Origin of the sequence: Legionella birminghamensis (assembly GCF_900452515.1) — a bacterium.
Lineage (GTDB): Bacteria > Pseudomonadota > Gammaproteobacteria > Legionellales > Legionellaceae > Legionella_C > Legionella_C birminghamensis.
Genome location: NZ_UGNW01000001.1, coordinates 1,479,779 through 1,494,993, shown reverse-complemented (window position 1 = coordinate 1,494,993; position 15,215 = coordinate 1,479,779). Strand labels below are relative to the sequence as shown.

The following is a 15,215-nucleotide window of genomic DNA, read 5'->3' as shown; positions in this document are numbered from 1 at the left end:
TAAGTGCATCAAGCAGCCTATTCCATATAATATTGCAAAATATATTGGTATTTATTTTGAGCGCGCAAAAGCAGTTCGCTTACCTCTCTAACTGCACCATTTCCACCCTTTCTAGCGGTTGACCAATCGGCGTGCTCTTTAAGTTCCGGCATCGCATTGGCAACGGCAATGGATAAACCTGCCCGTTTGAAAATAGGCAAATCGGGTAAGTCATCACCGATATAGGCTATTTCTTCCTCTTGAAGGTCAAACTCCTCTATTAACTTTAAATAAGCTGGCAATTTTTTATCGAGACGTGTATAGCAAATTACCCCATATTCAGACATTTTATTTACAATTGCAGGTGCTTTCGAAGTACTTAAAATAGCAACTTTAATGCCTGCTGACTGGAGCATTTCTACTGCTAAACAATCGATAGAACTAAAAGCGATCATTTGCTCTCCTTCGGAGTCGAGAAAGATGGAGGTGTTTGTAAATACACCATCGACATCACATACCAGACATTTAATTTTGGAAGCCTTGCTGTTTATAACGTCCATGATAACCTCTTCTCATTCCATTCACCTTAAATGTAGCAGAGGATTTAAAAATATTCTTTGCTTAGCAATAATCCAAATTATATAAGCATGATATTTATAATCTACAATATGTATTAACTCGAGCCATTCTTGTCACTCTTAGAACAAATATGGCACATCAAGGAGAGATGATAATGAGCAATACAATTGGTTCTTTATTTCGTGTCACTTCTTTCGGAGAAAATCGCGGCGATGGTATAGGTTGTATTGTGGATGGCTGCCCTCCTAATTTAACTCTTAATAATGATCTAATTCAAACTTATTTGGACAAACAATCTAAACGGGAAGAAAAGTTTACTTCTTTATGCCCCGAGGGTGATCAGGTAAAAATACTTTCTGGTGTTTTTGAGGGAGCCACAACAGGCACTCCAATCGCTTTAAGTGTTGTGAATGACCATCCCAAAAAAGAAATAGAGGGATCTCGTGAAATATTCTCACCCGGACAGGCTGATTATACTTATTATCGAAAATATGGAAATAGAGATTATCGGGATGGGGGACGAGCTGCCGCCAGAGATTTAATACCGCGTACTGCTGCCGGTGCAATTGCACAAATTTTTCTGGAAAAGACACTTGGGTTGCAAATTTATGCTTATCTCAAGCAAATTGGAACATTAAAATTGCATTTTGCTGGAGAACAATTTATTCGTGAAAATATTTATTTTTGCCCTAACAACACCCAGATTGACGAGATTACTAACTATATTGATCAATTATACGCAAAGGGAGATTCAATTGGTGCCTTACTAGGGATTGTAGTTAAGAATGTTCCAGCTGGTCTGGGCTCACCAGTCTTTGGCCGCTTAGACGCCAGTTTGGCACATGCTTTAATGTCGATTACTGCCGTTAAAGGGTTTGAGATAGGGGCCGGCTTTGGCTGCGTTACCCAAACTGGGGGTGAGCATCGCGATCAAATGAATAACAATGGATTTATGTCTAATAACAGCGGTGGTGTTTTAGGCGGCATTTCAACAGGTCAAGACTTGCACATGAGCATTTGCTTAAAACCGACAACGATCATCCCTTTGGCTGCTCAGACCCAGACAATTAATGGCGATACAACCATTGTTGAACGCAAGGGATTTTATGAGCCCTGCATAGGAATGCGTGCAATTCCGTCTGCGGAAGCAATGGTCGCAATTACGCTCATGGATCAATATCTAATACATATTGCCCAATCTTCACATCAATCTTTAAACTAACTTAAAAGGTGTCATTTTCAATGACACCTTTTAACCCTAAAACTAGAGATCATAATGAGTGCCTCAGCAAAAAATGAAGATTTCTTATTCCCTCTCTGTTTTGTAATTTACGAAGTCGCTTCCTATATGGCCAATGATGCCTATGTCCCGGGCTTGATAGACCTAAGCAAATCACTGAATATATCACCATCAGGGGCGTACCTTACGCTGACCGTGTTTTTTCTGGGCAATTTGTTATTTCAATTGATTATAGGCCCTTGTGCAGAACGATTTGGCCGCAGGAAAGTATTGTTGGTCGGTGCCTGTGTTTTTATCGGAAGCTCACTAATTTGTGCTTTCACTACAAACTTTTACATCTTTTTGCTTGCCCGCTTCATCCAGGGGAGTTGTCTGCCTTCATTAACTATTACTGGTTATGCAACCATTCATTCAATGTTTGATAGAGTACATGCAGTTAAGACACTGGCATGGATGAGCTGTATTACTATACTCGCGCCTTCTGTTGGCCCGCTTTTCGGGGCAATTATTTTATTATTCGCCCATTGGCAATGGATTTTTATCATTTTAGCCATTTGGGTATTAATTATATTAATTCCATTATACCGCTGCATGCCTGAGACAATTGGAAATCAGAGAGAAGATTTCAGTATCGCCAGCCTGGTTAACCACTATTCCTGTTTATTGTTCGATTGGGTTTTTATGAAGCCTGTTATTTCTTTGGGCCTGCTATTTGCAGCAATGACAGCCTGGATGGTTGCGGGTAATTTTATAATCGTTATCGATTTTCATCAAACCCCTATGTGTTTTGGTATCGTTCAATTCATTATTTTTATGGGCTTTTTTGTTGGAACACAATTAGCAAGTTCTTGGATTGAGCACTTCTCTTTGCGAACGATCAATTCAATTATTATAATGTTAGTTGCCCTAAGCAGCAGCTTCTCATTGGTCTCTGCGCTCTTATTTGATAAAAGTTTAGTTTGCTTGATTATCCCTTTGCTCCTCTTGACTATTGCTGCCGGTATTGCTCTACCTCTTTACAATCGTCTGATTGTAGAAAGTAGTCCTGAGCCAATGGGATTTAAAATCTCACTATTCACTTTTTTTACTGTTGCAGGTTGCCTATTGGGTAGTGTTTTAATCAACATTTTCTATAGTAATCTGACTCACTTTTATATAATTTTTTCATTATTAGGCGTTCTGTTCGTGACGATTAATGGATTTAGCTATCAGAAATCGTCCCTTGAGTCTCGGGAAATCGACGGTTAATTGAGCCTGTCAACGTCTTTTAGTTGTACCCGATTACAATTACTATCATAATTTGCCGAATACCGATGTCATAGCAAAATTTATGAATAATACGCGTACTGGATTCTCAAATACAGTCATTAAACTCATCCAATCAGTGCCTGAAGGGCAAGTGGCTACTTACGGACTTATTGCCCAATTGGCTGGTAATCCACGAGGCTCCCGAGGAGTTGGCTGGCTGCTTCATTCCTGCACCGAGAAACATCAACTTCCCTGGCATCGAATTATTAAATCAAACGGTCAACTCCCATTCCCCAAAGATTCTCCCTATTTCACGATACAAAAAAGTAAACTCGAGGAAGAAGGTGTGATTGTTGAAAACGGGCGAGTGGATTTAAAAACGTTTTTGTGGAAAGAAGGGACTGGGTAATCCTTCCCCCTCCCCTCGACAAAGTCGTTCGAATCCCCGCGGCGAAGACCCATAGCTATCCACAAATGCAGTCGAATCCCCGCGGCTGCGACCGCGGGGCCCATGTTTGGTGCCGAACATGCTCTTCAGAGGAATTCAATGTTGCCGTAAATAGCAAAAGCATTTAGGAACCAGTCTTTCGCACATTATCCTAAATTAGCAAAACCAATATTCTAAATAGGCTTCGTGTGGACCCCGCGGTCGCAGCCGCGAGAATTCGGAGCGGGAAAAATATTTGTGTAGATAGCTATGGGTCTTCGCCGCGGGGATTCGTTTCAAACTGATTATAAATAATTAAAAACCGTCAAACCCTGGATTCGGGCGAAGCTTTGTTGCGCTGCCTGAAGAAAAATCAGCTGAAGATTTAAATTGACAGCTGCCTCGTTTAAATCCGCATTTTCCAATCCATCCAGGGTGGTATGGCTGATTAATAACAGATCATCATTGAGTTTCTCTACAATACCCAGTTGATTAAGCCTCGTGCCTGTCTGCGCCTGAAAAGAAAGGAGATTATCGAGGCTGCTATCTAACTGATCTAATATTTGGTTATTTTCAGTCTGTATGGCCGCCTTATCCGCTGGTGTGACGTTCGCATGTTTCAGATTGTCAATCATTCGCTGCACTGTTGAAAAGACAGATTCATTTTTAGCTGGAGTTATTGAAAAATCATCTCCTGGATTAGGCATTCCGCTGATTGTAAATTGAAGTCCATTAAAACTAATCGCCTCTCCCTCTGTGTATAAAGGCGCATCATCAGGGTTTCCAGTTGCTGGAATAACATTTCCCATACTGGCACCGCTGACCATGTAAACCAGTTGATTGGCACTATTTAAACTGAATTGCAAGGTATAATCATCAGGAACATAGGAGCTGGAGTTCACAATGCTGCCGGAAGTGGCTACCCCGCTGCCAGTGTTAGCTGATCCTGTTTGACTAATTGAAAAGTAGCCATTGCCATTGCGGATGCGCATAAATACATCAGAGCCAGGATCGCTTAAAGCGACTTTCATGCTATCAGTAACGCTTTGGAACCGCTGAGTATCATCGCCATTATAAATAAACTGACCGCTGCTGTCCCTGGCAAAAGCCTGCGTTCCTGTTTGCCCGCCGCTAAACATAAAGTACCCATTGCCATCCTGGCTATTTGATAAGTCCAGCAATTGATTCAGTAAAGTCTGCGCCTCACCGGCAATTGACAGGCGATCAGCATCGGAAAGCGCCGAGTTGCCTGCCTGTACCTGCAGTTCTCTGATCCGCTGTACAACATTGACCGTGTTGCCTAGAATCTGTTCTTCAAGGCTGACCGCAGCCTGAGTACCTTCTTTATTTTTCTGTAACTGCTCAGTGGCAGCAATCCGGCGCTTCATCAAACTGATTTTTGCTGCCGCAACAGGATCGTCTGAAGGGGATTGCACTTTCTTTCCTGAGGATAATTGGCCCTGATATTTGGATACCTGGAGTTGTTGCTCCAGAATATTATCCAGACCCCGTCTATAAATTTGATTCGTTGATATGCGCATGACCTACCTCATTGCTGCAAATAAGACATCCATCATTTCACTGGCTACCGAAAGCAATTTACTGGCCGCCTGATAAGCCTGTTCGAATTGGATAAGATTTGCTGCTTCCTCATCCAGATTTACTGCACTTTTACTGTCTCTGAAATCAAGTGCCTGCTTATGCAATATATCGGCCGCTTCCCCTCTTAATTTAGCCTGATTGGTTTTACTGCCTATCTGTGCCAAAAGATTGGCATACCGATCGGACAGTGTTTCCGTTCCGCCTTCAAACATCGTCTCTTTTTGTATAGCTGCAAGCTTCAAACCATTACGGTTATCGCCAAAACCATTCGTATTATAAGAAGCATTGAATTGATCTCCGGCAACCGGGTTACCAGAAAGAATAATTGAATAGGATGGATTCAAGGAATCTGGTATTTGAACCAGGTTGTCTGAGTTCGGAGTAAAACTGAAAGGACCGCTGCTGACTGAGTCTGTCAGATTCAGAAGGTTATACTGAGTATCTGAAATAAATTCGATACGAAAGTCTTTATTGACGCTGCTGGTATCGATTATATCCCCAAGTTGAGCGCGTCCCTGTCCAGAGTTTCCCATTGCCGCCTGAACACGAACCGGAGCAGCCAGGGCAAAATCCTTAGGATCGCTGATAGCTAAAGCGAGCTGACCTGCAGCGCCTTTCGTGGGATTGATATAATAGCGATCGCCATTAGCCATATTACCCAGGTTATCTACAGTAATCGTCATGCCGTCAATGGACAATTGTCCTGCCGGAGGTGCAGGGGGTGCGCTGGTCAGATTCATAATCATGGACTGACCATCGGATTTTCTTAATATACGTACTTCATTTGTTCCAGTGTCAGTGACAAACAGTTCATAGTCGCTTAATTTTAATTGGGAAATATCTGACAAGCTCACAGACAATACCCCGGTGCCGGTATTATTGGATGAAGGAAACGAGCGGCCTGTCTGGCTGCTCGCATTATTAAAATCAGTAAATACATTTTTACCGATCGCATTATTCATATCCATACCCAGTCTTTGCTGCTGATTAAACTGGGTTGCCAGGCCAATTGCCATTTGACCAAGCAGTTCACTGGCCTGCTTCAAGACATTTTCTTCATAATCCAGCAATCCGCCAATCATTCCTGAATGGAGATTATTAGTCACATCAATCGCAGCCATTCCATTTTCAATGGCCAGACGGGAACCGCTCTGACCATTCAACCCGGGAATCACTGCGAGATTACGATGGTTGGTTCCATTGACCAATAGCTCTCCACTCCCGATTGCAACACTAATACCAGCATTCCCTTCATCAACCACAATGACATCCGTATATTGTGCAAGCTGGCGCAATAGCTCATCGCGGTTATCCAGTAATTCCGGCGCGCTTCCCGTCACACTTATCTTTTCGTTCAATTGGGCAATATCGGCAGTTAGGCGGTTCACCTGATTCACAGCTTCCTGCAATTGCTGGCTGTTATTGTGTTGATATTCATCCAGACGAAGCTGCATTGTTCTGAATTGATCGACTAATAACTGGCTTTGGTTGAAAGCAACACCTCTCGAAGCGGCATTATCGGGCGATTCATTAAGCTGTCCCAAGGCATTGAAAAAGTTTTGCAGGGTGCTTGAAATACTGCTGCCATCCTGGGAAAGCAGCTTGTCAATTTGAGAGGCCTGTTCGTAGAAGATATCGTATTGCGCCTTATTGGTCAGGGTTTCACGTACTTGCTGAGTTGCGAAACGGTCACTATTACGCTTTATATCGGCGGGGCTTACACCTGCACCTATAAATGAACCAGCAAATCGCTGAGAAGGCAAGCTTTTTAAAAGCAGCATTTGACGTGTATATCCCGGGGTTCGGGAATTTGAAATATTATTGGCAGTCAAATCCAGACCACGCTGAAACGCCAAAAGCCCGGAGGTCGCTATATTTAAAATATTTGCCATGCTGTCTTCCTCCTTTTGACAGTTATTTTATACACAGCCATTCCTTTCCAAAGCCTGCTGCAACTCACCTCCATTATATATTGATAAAATCTTGGAAGCATAGGAGGGATCTGTTGCATAGCCAGCCTGGTGTAATTCATTGATATACCGTTCAGGATTTGCTGTATTAGCCAGAGCGGCCTCATAGCGGCTGTTCCCTTTAATCAAGCTGATATAATCGCTGAAACTATGGCCGGGCGTAGCATAACGTTTAAAGGACGCATTCATTTTAATAGGGGTGTTGGCGATATATTCAGTCGTACTCACTTCGACTGAGTTCTCCTGATCACTGCCCGCCCCTTTTATATTAAATAAATTATTGCTGCTTAATCCATTTGCATCTTTGATAATGTGTTTTCCCCAGCCTGTTTCAAGTGCTGCCTGAGCCATCAAAACCTTGGGGTCAAGACCGATTAGGCTTGCAGCCTGGCGCGCATAGGGCCAGACAGATTTAACAAACTCATCGATCGTCCCTGCCTTTTCGGGACTGGTCGATGGAGAAGCAGGATGGAGTCCAGTAATATAGCGATCAGCTGAAATGGGCTGCATCGCTCCCGTATCCGTTTTGGCCTGGGCATCGCCTAAGGTTTTTCCCAGCTGCTGGGCAAGCATGGTCGCCAGGCCAATACTTTGTCCACTGGTGATATTGCTTACGTATTGCCCATCGAGCATTTCCTGAAAGGTTTCCTGATGCCGGCCTCTTAAAGGGTTATTATCGTCGATAAAATGCTGGCTCATGCGCATGCTTTTTAACATGGACTGCAAAAATATCGCTTCAAACTGTTTTGATACTTCAGGCAAGGCTTGCCTGCTATCGGTTTGAGCCTTGTATCTCAAATCATTCAATTGCTTAAAATCACTAATCGCAATGCCTTCTATTGTCATTGTTTTTCCCATACCTATTGCTTCATAAGCTTCAATTTCATTTAGATTACAATTAATGTAGCGTTAAGTGCCCCAGCTTGTTTTAAAGCTTCCAGAATGGCTATTATGTCGCCGGGAGCCGCACCTACGGAATTTAATGTCTTCACAATATCCTGCAAATTGGCTCCGGGTGTGAAGACAAAAGCCCGATTGTTTTTCTGCTGCACATTAATTTGGGTTTCGGGTGTGACTACTGTTCTTCCATTGGCAAAAGGATTAGGCTGGCTGACCAAGGGGTTCTCACTGATGGTTACAATCAAGTTACCATGCGACACGGCAGCTGGTTTGACTTTAACCAGTTGATTAATAACCACTGTGCCGGTACGGGCATTAATAATAACTTTCGCCTCCGCTTCGCCGGGCAAAAATTCTATATTTTCCAGAACAGATACATAATCAACGCGTTGTGACATCAGCTTCGGTGCCGTTATTTCAACTGATGCCGCATCGACTGGATGGGCGGTCTCTGGACCCATCATCTCATTAATGGCATCACTCATCCGTTTTGCCGTAGTAAAATCCGGCACGCGCAGATTGTAAGTCAGGGTACGGGAAAAATAGAAGGGATTGGGAATATCAACCTCCACGGTCGCCCCGTTAGGAATACGCCCTCCACTGGGAACATTGACGGTGACACTCGAGCCGTCTTCGCCGGTAACGCTAAGGCCGACGACTACAATATTACCCTGGGCCATTGCATAGACCCGTCCGTCAGCCCCCTTTAAAGGAGTCAGCAGCAAGGTGCCCCCACGCAGGCTTTTGGAATCGCCAATCGAAGACACATTGACATCAATTGTCTGCCCTTTCTTCATAAAAGAGGTCAAATTGGCCGTAATCATAACAGCAGCAATATTTTTTGAATTCAGTTTTGTCCCGGGTGGTATATTAATTCCTAACTGAGTCAGCATATTACCAAAACTCTGCTCAGTAAATTTGGTACCTGCCCTATCACCTGTGCCATCAAGGCCAACTATTAAGCCATAGCCTACCAACTGGTTGGTACGTACGCCTGCCAGTGTGGCAACATCCTTGATGCGTTCCGCATGAACGCAGGCAATGCTTAATAAGAAGACTAAAACAATTCGTCGCATGTATTATCCATATTAAAATAAGCGGCAGTATCGTCACTCCGATGACGTCAAACAGGGAACCAGGGCCCCCAGAGAAAGCGCGAAAACCAGCCCTGTGCGTTAGTGTTATTCACTTGTCCCGTGCCGCCGTAGTATATCCTTGCGTTAGCAATTCGATCGGAGGTAATTACATTATTCGGTGAAATATCCTGGGGCCTGATAATTCCTGACAAGCGTACAAATTCTTTACCCTGATTAATCTGAATCCATTTTTCACCCTGGACAACCATATTGCCATTCGCCAGTACCTTGGCAACCGTTACTGAGATGCTGCCTGCCAGTTTATTGTTCTGTACTGACTGCCCATCACCGTCAAATTGACGCTTGGCATTAATGTCAAAATCGGCACTGTAGCCAGAACCAAAATCAATAGGCCTTCCCATAAATTTGGCAGTTAGAATTTGCATTTTGTCATTTTTACGTTGTCGGGTGGTGGCCTGTTTTTTGGCATCTGTTTTTTCAATCAGTAACACTGTCACGATATCCCCGGCATGTCTTGCCCGGGGGGTTTCAAATAATGGTAAAGCTGTTTCAGCGCTATAAATCGCACCACTCATGTATTTACTTTTCTTGACATCCGGTGTAACCGGATAGGTAGGCGCATATTCGGGATCAGTTCCTGCCACGGGAGGATGAAACAATTCACAGCCTGCAAGCAGACTGATTAAAACTCCGGTTGATACTATGCGTAATATACCCATCGAATGTGAATCCGTTAGACCGTTTGCGTCAAGTACTGCAACATATTGTCTACAGTCTGAATCCCTTTAGCGGTAATTTCATAGGCACGTTGGGCCTGAATCATATTGACCAGTTCCTCGACCACATTGACATTGGAGGCTTCAAGCGATCCCTGCAGCAGCGTGCCAAGGCCATTATTACCCGGATTATCTGTCTGCGCCGGGCCGCTGGCCTGTGTTTCTAAAAACAGGTTTTGCCCAATGGGCTGTAAGCCAGTAGCATTAATAAAATCGGTTAGCTGAATTTGCCCAATCTGGGTGGGTATATTATTCCCTGCGGTTAAGGCACTGACAGTACCATCTGTTCCAATGGTAAGGCTTATCATTTGCTCAGGGATAGTAATCGGCGGTTGTATCACATAGCCATCAGCTGTAACGATTTGTCCTTGCGAATCTATCTGCAGAGTGCCGTCACGTGTATAAGCCTGGGTACCGTCCGGTAAAAGCACCTGCATGAACCCGCGGCCCTGGATAGCAATGTCCAGTGAGTTTTGAGTATTTTGTATACTTCCCTGAGTAAATACTTTTTGGGTTGCAGCCAGGCGCACGCCAGTACCCATATTGATACCAGTGGGAATTTCTGTGCTTTGAGTAGCCTGTGCACCCGCCTGACGAAGATTCTGGTAAATCAAATCTTCAAAAACAGCGCGGCCTTTTTTAAAGCCAGTCGTATTGACGTTCGCCAGATTATTGGCAATGTTGGCAATCGTTTTATCCTGGGCTTCTAACCCTGTTTTGCTGACCCACAGTGCAGGTTCCATTGCTATTCCTTAAAATCCTGTTCACTTATCCCGGACTAAATTTGCAAAATCTGCGCCAATTTCTGGGAGTTCTCATTGACTGTCTGAATTATCTGCATTTCCGCATCAAATTCTCTGCCAACTGCAATCATATTAACCATTTCGTTGACCGGATTAATATTGCTGCCTTCCAAAGTGCCCGGAACCACCATGATATCAGCATCAGCAGGGGCAATACCACCCTTTTGAAGCCGCATCAGACCATCCCCGCCCTTGATAAGTTCCTCATTTTTAACCTTTACCAGCTTTAAGCGGTCAAGGACAGCCAATTCATCCGGTTTTCCATCCAGTGGAACAATCGTGATGGTGCCGTCACTGCCAATTTCGATGCTCTGGGCAGGCGGAATCGATATCGGACCGCCATCACCCAGAACGGGCAACCCATGAGATGTGGTCAGCATCCCATTCTCATTGATCTTGAAGCTGCCGGCACGGGTGTAAGCTTCTTTTCCTGAACTGTCCTGCACCGCAAACCAACCCTCACCCTGCACCGCAACGTCCAGATCCCGTCCGGTGGTCATTAAAGGCCCCGGTGTAAAATCACTGGCATTGACATCGGCCACTACCAGTGCACCGCCTTTCAGAGTTTCCTTATTAAAGTAGAGACTGTTAGCCTGGGCCATATCAGCCTTGAAACCGGGGGTATTAGCATTAGCAAGGTTGTTACCGATTAAAGTCTGGCGATCCATGGTATGAATGGCACCATTCATTGCATTGTAAAGAAGCGGATCCATTTCTACTCCATTTAACGAATATTGATAATGGTTTGCGCCAGCGCATCAGCGGTACGAATCGTTTGTGCATTAGCCTGAAAATTACGCTGGGCGGTAATCAGGTTAACCAGTTCACTGGTTAAATCCACATTCGAATTTTCAAGAGCCCCCGACTGAATCAAGCCTAAACTGGCCGTCCCCGGTGCCCCAATAAGCGGCTGTCCTGAGCCGGATGTTTCTGCCCAGTTGGTATCCCCAAGATTTTGCAGACCATCCGGATTTGCAAAATTGGCTAACTGCACCTGCCCCATGGCACGCGATTGCCCGTTGGTATATCGTCCGTACACAATACCAGCCTCATCGATGTCAAGGCCGTCCAACCTGCCGGTTGTATATCCATCCTGCACATTCTCCTGCACCGCAAATGGGCTGCCAAACCGGGTAGTATCCGATAAATCAATATTAAAACTTAAGGGGTTTGCACCATTATTTAATGCAAGGCCTAATGAGATAAAATTATTAGCCAGCGGCGTATTGGACGTGTCTGTAACACCAGAAAATGAACCATCTGAATTAAAATTTACCCGGAATAAATTATCAGCGTTGTGAGGACCGACATTGGCAGGCACATTCTGATTATCAATCTGGAAGGCAATATACCATTGATTAGCCGTTCCCGCTGGCGAAGCCGCATTGGGATCGCCTGCAACTGCATCCGCATTGGCGCGGATGAAATACATCGACAGCACATGCGAGTTGCCTAAACTGTCATAAACAGTGGATGATGCGACATTATTATAGGTATCCGTCGCAGGATTACTTCCACCGGACCAATCGACAGCAGGCGGTGTGGCATTTGCATACAGATTAAACCCAGAGGTTACCACTGAGGTAGCCTGAGGATTGATGTTGGCAGTCTCTACCTTTAAATCTCCAGATAGTGTCGTAATATTTCCATTGTTGTCCGCAGTATATCCAACCAGACGCTGGTTGGAGCTGTTTACAATATAACCTTCATTATTAACACCAAATGCACCCGCCCTTGTATAGACTCTAGAACCCTGATCATTTAAAACGAAAAAGCCTGAACCGTTAATTGCCAGATCCAGACTATTATTGCTAAATACAAATTGCCCCTGACCAAACATCTGCTGCACACGTCCGAGCCTTACGCCATTACCAATTGCATAGCGTCCGCCGCCAAAAGACCCTGTGGAATAGACATCCGCAAATTCTGCACGTGAGCTTTTAAATCCATACGTGGAGGCATTGGCAATATTGTTACCTGTCACCTCCAAGTCTTTTGAAGCAGCCTGGATTCCACTTATCGCTGTCCCAAACACCATGATTCGCCTCCTGCATTGTTTTCTGTATCCTACCTGTCAGGCAGTAATTTGTTTTACCTGATCCAGAGTTACAGAGCCTAATCCGGCCACATTGAGTTTAACTCCTTCACCATTTTGCCCCAGACTCACGCTATCCACATTAGCAGCAGTCATTGTTCTTAAAGCGACTTCCTTACCGTCAAAAATACCATTCACCTGGATTGCATAATCGCCCGCTGCAACGCGCTCGCCCTGCTGGTTCATACCATCCCAGCTGAAATCGAACAAGCCAACGCCGTGTTGTCCCAACGGAATCTGCCTGATCAACTCACCGCTTGCCGAATAAATTGATGCCACCATTTTGCCTACCGGAGCAGGGAGATCAACTGAAATTTTTGACTCCCCTTCTGTCGATAATTTGACGATATTACTATTCACCAAAACTTTTCGACCTACCAGGGATGAAGCTTGCAACGCCTGATTGGATTGTAAGGAATTGGCCAATTGTTGTATTGATTCCTGCATTTTTCCTATCCCGTCATTTGTACTGAATTGAGCAAGCTGTGCCAGGAAGTCCCCATTCGTTTTAGGGCTGGTGGGATCCTGGTTTTTAAATTGGGCAACCATCAGTTTGAGAAAATCCTTTTGTCCCAAACTATTGCCCGGATTATTCATATTACTGCCTATCGAATTGACACCATTCAGTTGGTCCATCGACATAATTTTGTCCTTACTATTCACCTAATTGCAGGGTTCTTTGCATTAATTGTTTGGTGGTATTGATCATTTCCAAATTCATTTGATAAGCGCGTGAAGCTGAAATCAAATTAGCCATCTCTTCAACATAACTGATATTGGGCGCATATACAAAGCCATCCTTGTCTGCTAGTGGATTATTTGGCTCATAGCGCATTACCGGCGGGGTTTCACTTTCATAGATTCCAGAAACCTTCACACCCGGCCTGATGCCTGGATTCAGTAAGCCCCCTGCCTGCTCCTGTACAGTGCTGAATACAGGATATTGGGCGCGATAAGTGTCATCAGGATTACTGGCAGTAACATTTGCATTATTCATATTACTGGCGCTGGTAGTCATCCGGGTTGTTTCAGCAGCCAATCCCGAGCTGGCAATATCAAATATTCTACCTAAAGACATTATTCACCTCTGAATGCCATAATCATGCTTTTAATTTTGCCGCCGAGGAAAGACAGGGACGCCTGATAGGACAGTGCATTTTTTGCAAACTCCATGGTTTCCAGATCTTTATCAACGGTGTTACCATCCAGTGAAATCTGGTTGGGCTCCCGAAATTTTAATTGTGCTGAAAAATGATTGGAAACGTTGATATGCGCTGAATGGTCAGTTACCATTTGTGCGGGCGAAGAGCCCATGGCATTTTCCAGAGCACTTTTAAAGTCAATATCTTTTGCCTTGTAATTAGGGGTATCGATATTGGAGAGATTCGCAGCTAACTGGGCAGCACGCTGCTCTCTAACCAGCAGGGCTTTGGAATGTATGCCTAAATAAGTATCCAAATCAACCATAGCAACTCCTTCATTAGTTGTAAAAGCCAAAGCAATTAATGTGCCAGATTGAGTTGAGCAGCAGAGGGGCGCATAATGAACCCACACGAACTTCCTTCCAACAGTATTGAACTTGTAAAAAACTATCTGATTGTGCTACAGCAGGGTATTTGCAGTGCATTGGAACAAATTGACGGCAAAGCTCTTTTTATCAGGGATGAATGGCAAAAGCCCAAGGGAGGCGGAGGCATCACGCAAGTCTTGCAGGACGGCGCCCTTTTTGAGAAAGCTGGCGTCAACTTTTCCCATGTTTATGGAGGTCAGCTGCCTCCCTCGGCGACTGCCCAACGTCCGGAACTGGCAGGCTGCAACTTTGATGCCCTGGGTGTATCGCTTGTTATTCACCCTGGCAACCCCTACATACCGACAACACATGCAAACCTGCGTTATTTTCTAGCCAGGAACCCGCATAACGAAACAGTATGGTGGTTCGGAGGCGGCTTTGACTTAACCCCCTATTATCCTTTCAAAGAGGATTGCATCCACTGGCATCAGACGGCCAAAGATGCCTGTGATCCATTTGGCTCCGAGATCTACCCTGCCTTTAAAAAAAATTGCGATGAGTACTTTTTCCTGAAGCATCGCCAGGAAGCCCGAGGGATCGGCGGTCTCTTTTTTGATGATTTTAATTCACTGGGGTTTTCCAAGAGTTTTGAATTAGTGCAAAGCATTGGCAATCATTTTTTGAAAGCCTATCTTCCTATCGTAGAAGCGCGAAAAAACCAGAGTTATACGCGAAAGGAAAAAGATTTTCAGCTCTATCGCCGGGGACGCTATGTGGAATTTAATCTGGTCTATGACCGGGGCACCCTCTTTGGGCTCCAATCGGGAGGACGTACTGAATCCATTTTAATGTCCTTGCCGCCAGAGGTGCGGTGGCAGTATGACTGGGAACCTGAACCAGGCACTGCGGAGGCGGAATTATACAGTAATTATTTGCCAGCGAGAGATTGGTTGACGGGAAAATAAGCCTATTTAAGAGGCAGCCTCGAT

16 protein-coding genes are annotated in these 15,215 nt (G+C 44.6%); 4 read left to right on the top strand and 12 right to left on the bottom strand.

The window, feature by feature from the left end; genetic code table 11:
• Positions 1 to 17: 17 nt before the first annotated feature.
• Positions 18 to 539, bottom strand: coding sequence for a KdsC family phosphatase (locus DYH42_RS06285; protein WP_065232790.1), 522 nt, complete (start codon positions 537 to 539; stop codon positions 18 to 20).
• A 173-nt stretch (positions 540 to 712) separates the two neighbouring features.
• On the opposite strand from DYH42_RS06285, the gene aroC reads away from it, so the two are divergent.
• The 3 genes from aroC to DYH42_RS06270 all read left to right on the top strand — a co-directional run bounded on the left by aroC (position 713) and on the right by DYH42_RS06270 (position 3,455).
• A complete protein-coding gene (gene aroC / locus DYH42_RS06280) occupies positions 713 to 1,780 on the top strand; it encodes a chorismate synthase (protein ID WP_058522834.1) in 1,068 nt (355 codons plus the stop codon).
• Positions 1,781 to 1,834: 54 nt separating this feature from the next.
• On the top strand, positions 1,835 to 3,046 hold the full coding sequence (locus DYH42_RS06275; RefSeq protein ID WP_058522833.1) for an MFS transporter: 1,212 nt from the start codon (positions 1,835 to 1,837) through the stop codon (positions 3,044 to 3,046).
• A gap of 82 nt (positions 3,047 to 3,128) precedes the next feature.
• On the top strand, positions 3,129 to 3,455 hold the full coding sequence (locus DYH42_RS06270) for an MGMT family protein (RefSeq protein WP_058522832.1): 327 nt from the start codon (positions 3,129 to 3,131) through the stop codon (positions 3,453 to 3,455).
• A gap of 323 nt (positions 3,456 to 3,778) precedes the next feature.
• Here the strand turns inward: DYH42_RS06270 and flgL are convergent, their stop codons facing one another.
• Genes flgL through flgB form a run of 11 tightly spaced genes read right to left on the bottom strand, consistent with a single transcriptional unit; the run spans position 3,779 to position 14,183 of the window.
• Positions 3,779 to 5,014, bottom strand: a complete 1,236-nt coding sequence (gene flgL / locus DYH42_RS06265) for a flagellar hook-associated protein FlgL (protein ID WP_058522831.1) — start codon at positions 5,012 to 5,014, stop codon at positions 3,779 to 3,781.
• A 3-nt stretch (positions 5,015 to 5,017) separates the two neighbouring features.
• Positions 5,018 to 6,967 carry a flagellar hook-associated protein FlgK gene (gene flgK, locus DYH42_RS06260; RefSeq protein ID WP_058522830.1) on the bottom strand — a complete coding sequence of 650 codons (1,950 nt, stop codon included), beginning with the start codon at positions 6,965 to 6,967 and terminating at the stop codon, positions 5,018 to 5,020.
• Between the two features lie 27 nt (positions 6,968 to 6,994).
• Positions 6,995 to 7,891: a flagellar assembly peptidoglycan hydrolase FlgJ gene (gene flgJ, locus DYH42_RS06255; RefSeq protein ID WP_058522862.1), complete on the bottom strand. Its 897-nt coding sequence runs from the start codon at positions 7,889 to 7,891 to the stop codon at positions 6,995 to 6,997.
• Between the two features lie 41 nt (positions 7,892 to 7,932).
• On the bottom strand, positions 7,933 to 9,021 hold the full coding sequence (locus DYH42_RS06250) for a flagellar basal body P-ring protein FlgI (protein ID WP_058522829.1): 1,089 nt from the start codon (positions 9,019 to 9,021) through the stop codon (positions 7,933 to 7,935).
• Positions 9,022 to 9,068: 47 nt separating this feature from the next.
• A complete protein-coding gene (locus DYH42_RS06245) occupies positions 9,069 to 9,761 on the bottom strand; it encodes a flagellar basal body L-ring protein FlgH (RefSeq protein WP_058522828.1) in 693 nt (230 codons plus the stop codon).
• A gap of 14 nt (positions 9,762 to 9,775) precedes the next feature.
• A complete protein-coding gene (gene flgG / locus DYH42_RS06240; RefSeq protein ID WP_058522827.1) occupies positions 9,776 to 10,561 on the bottom strand; it encodes a flagellar basal-body rod protein FlgG in 786 nt (261 codons plus the stop codon).
• A 35-nt stretch (positions 10,562 to 10,596) separates the two neighbouring features.
• A complete protein-coding gene (gene flgF, locus DYH42_RS06235) occupies positions 10,597 to 11,334 on the bottom strand; it encodes a flagellar basal-body rod protein FlgF (RefSeq protein ID WP_058522826.1) in 738 nt (245 codons plus the stop codon).
• Positions 11,335 to 11,345: 11 nt separating this feature from the next.
• Entirely contained in the window at positions 11,346 to 12,659 is a 1,314-nt protein-coding gene (flgE, locus tag DYH42_RS06230; RefSeq protein WP_058522825.1) for a flagellar hook protein FlgE, read from the bottom strand.
• Between the two features lie 36 nt (positions 12,660 to 12,695).
• Positions 12,696 to 13,358: a flagellar hook assembly protein FlgD gene (locus DYH42_RS06225; protein WP_058522824.1), complete on the bottom strand. Its 663-nt coding sequence runs from the start codon at positions 13,356 to 13,358 to the stop codon at positions 12,696 to 12,698.
• 13 nt (positions 13,359 to 13,371) lie between these two features.
• Positions 13,372 to 13,794 (bottom strand): flagellar basal body rod protein FlgC, encoded by a 423-nt coding sequence (gene flgC, locus DYH42_RS06220; protein ID WP_058522823.1) that lies wholly within the window; start codon positions 13,792 to 13,794, stop codon positions 13,372 to 13,374.
• Positions 13,794 to 14,183, bottom strand: coding sequence for a flagellar basal body rod protein FlgB (gene flgB / locus DYH42_RS06215; RefSeq protein WP_058522822.1), 390 nt, complete (start codon positions 14,181 to 14,183; stop codon positions 13,794 to 13,796). Before flgB ends, flgC begins: the two co-directional genes overlap by 1 nt.
• Before the next feature lie 75 nt (positions 14,184 to 14,258).
• On the opposite strand from flgB, the gene hemF reads away from it, so the two are divergent.
• The gene (gene hemF / locus DYH42_RS06210; protein WP_172464986.1) at positions 14,259 to 15,191 is read left to right on the top strand and encodes an oxygen-dependent coproporphyrinogen oxidase; all 933 of its coding nucleotides are present in this window, start codon (positions 14,259 to 14,261) and stop codon (positions 15,189 to 15,191) included.
• Positions 15,192 to 15,215 lie beyond the last annotated feature (24 nt).

Excerpts from the sequence above, each read along its gene's own strand:
- DYH42_RS06285 (WP_065232790.1), bottom strand. The coding sequence starts at position 539 with ATGGACGTTATAAACAGCAAGGCTTCCAAAATTAAATGTCTGGTATGT.
- aroC (WP_058522834.1), top strand. The coding sequence starts at position 713 with ATGAGCAATACAATTGGTTCTTTATTTCGTGTCACTTCTTTCGGAGAA.
- DYH42_RS06275 (WP_058522833.1), top strand. The coding sequence starts at position 1,835 with ATGAGTGCCTCAGCAAAAAATGAAGATTTCTTATTCCCTCTCTGTTTT.
- DYH42_RS06270 (WP_058522832.1), top strand. The coding sequence starts at position 3,129 with ATGAATAATACGCGTACTGGATTCTCAAATACAGTCATTAAACTCATC.
- flgL (WP_058522831.1), bottom strand. The coding sequence starts at position 5,014 with ATGCGCATATCAACGAATCAAATTTATAGACGGGGTCTGGATAATATT.
- flgK (WP_058522830.1), bottom strand. The coding sequence starts at position 6,967 with ATGGCAAATATTTTAAATATAGCGACCTCCGGGCTTTTGGCGTTTCAG.
- flgJ (WP_058522862.1), bottom strand. The coding sequence starts at position 7,891 with ATGACAATAGAAGGCATTGCGATTAGTGATTTTAAGCAATTGAATGAT.
- DYH42_RS06250 (WP_058522829.1), bottom strand. The coding sequence starts at position 9,021 with ATGCGACGAATTGTTTTAGTCTTCTTATTAAGCATTGCCTGCGTTCAT.
- DYH42_RS06245 (WP_058522828.1), bottom strand. The coding sequence starts at position 9,761 with ATGGGTATATTACGCATAGTATCAACCGGAGTTTTAATCAGTCTGCTT.
- flgG (WP_058522827.1), bottom strand. The coding sequence starts at position 10,561 with ATGGAACCTGCACTGTGGGTCAGCAAAACAGGGTTAGAAGCCCAGGAT.
- flgF (WP_058522826.1), bottom strand. The coding sequence starts at position 11,334 with ATGGATCCGCTTCTTTACAATGCAATGAATGGTGCCATTCATACCATG.
- flgE (WP_058522825.1), bottom strand. The coding sequence starts at position 12,659 with ATGGTGTTTGGGACAGCGATAAGTGGAATCCAGGCTGCTTCAAAAGAC.
- DYH42_RS06225 (WP_058522824.1), bottom strand. The coding sequence starts at position 13,358 with ATGTCGATGGACCAACTGAATGGTGTCAATTCGATAGGCAGTAATATG.
- flgC (WP_058522823.1), bottom strand. The coding sequence starts at position 13,794 with ATGTCTTTAGGTAGAATATTTGATATTGCCAGCTCGGGATTGGCTGCT.
- flgB (WP_058522822.1), bottom strand. The coding sequence starts at position 14,183 with ATGGTTGATTTGGATACTTATTTAGGCATACATTCCAAAGCCCTGCTG.
- hemF (WP_172464986.1), top strand. The coding sequence starts at position 14,259 with ATGAACCCACACGAACTTCCTTCCAACAGTATTGAACTTGTAAAAAAC.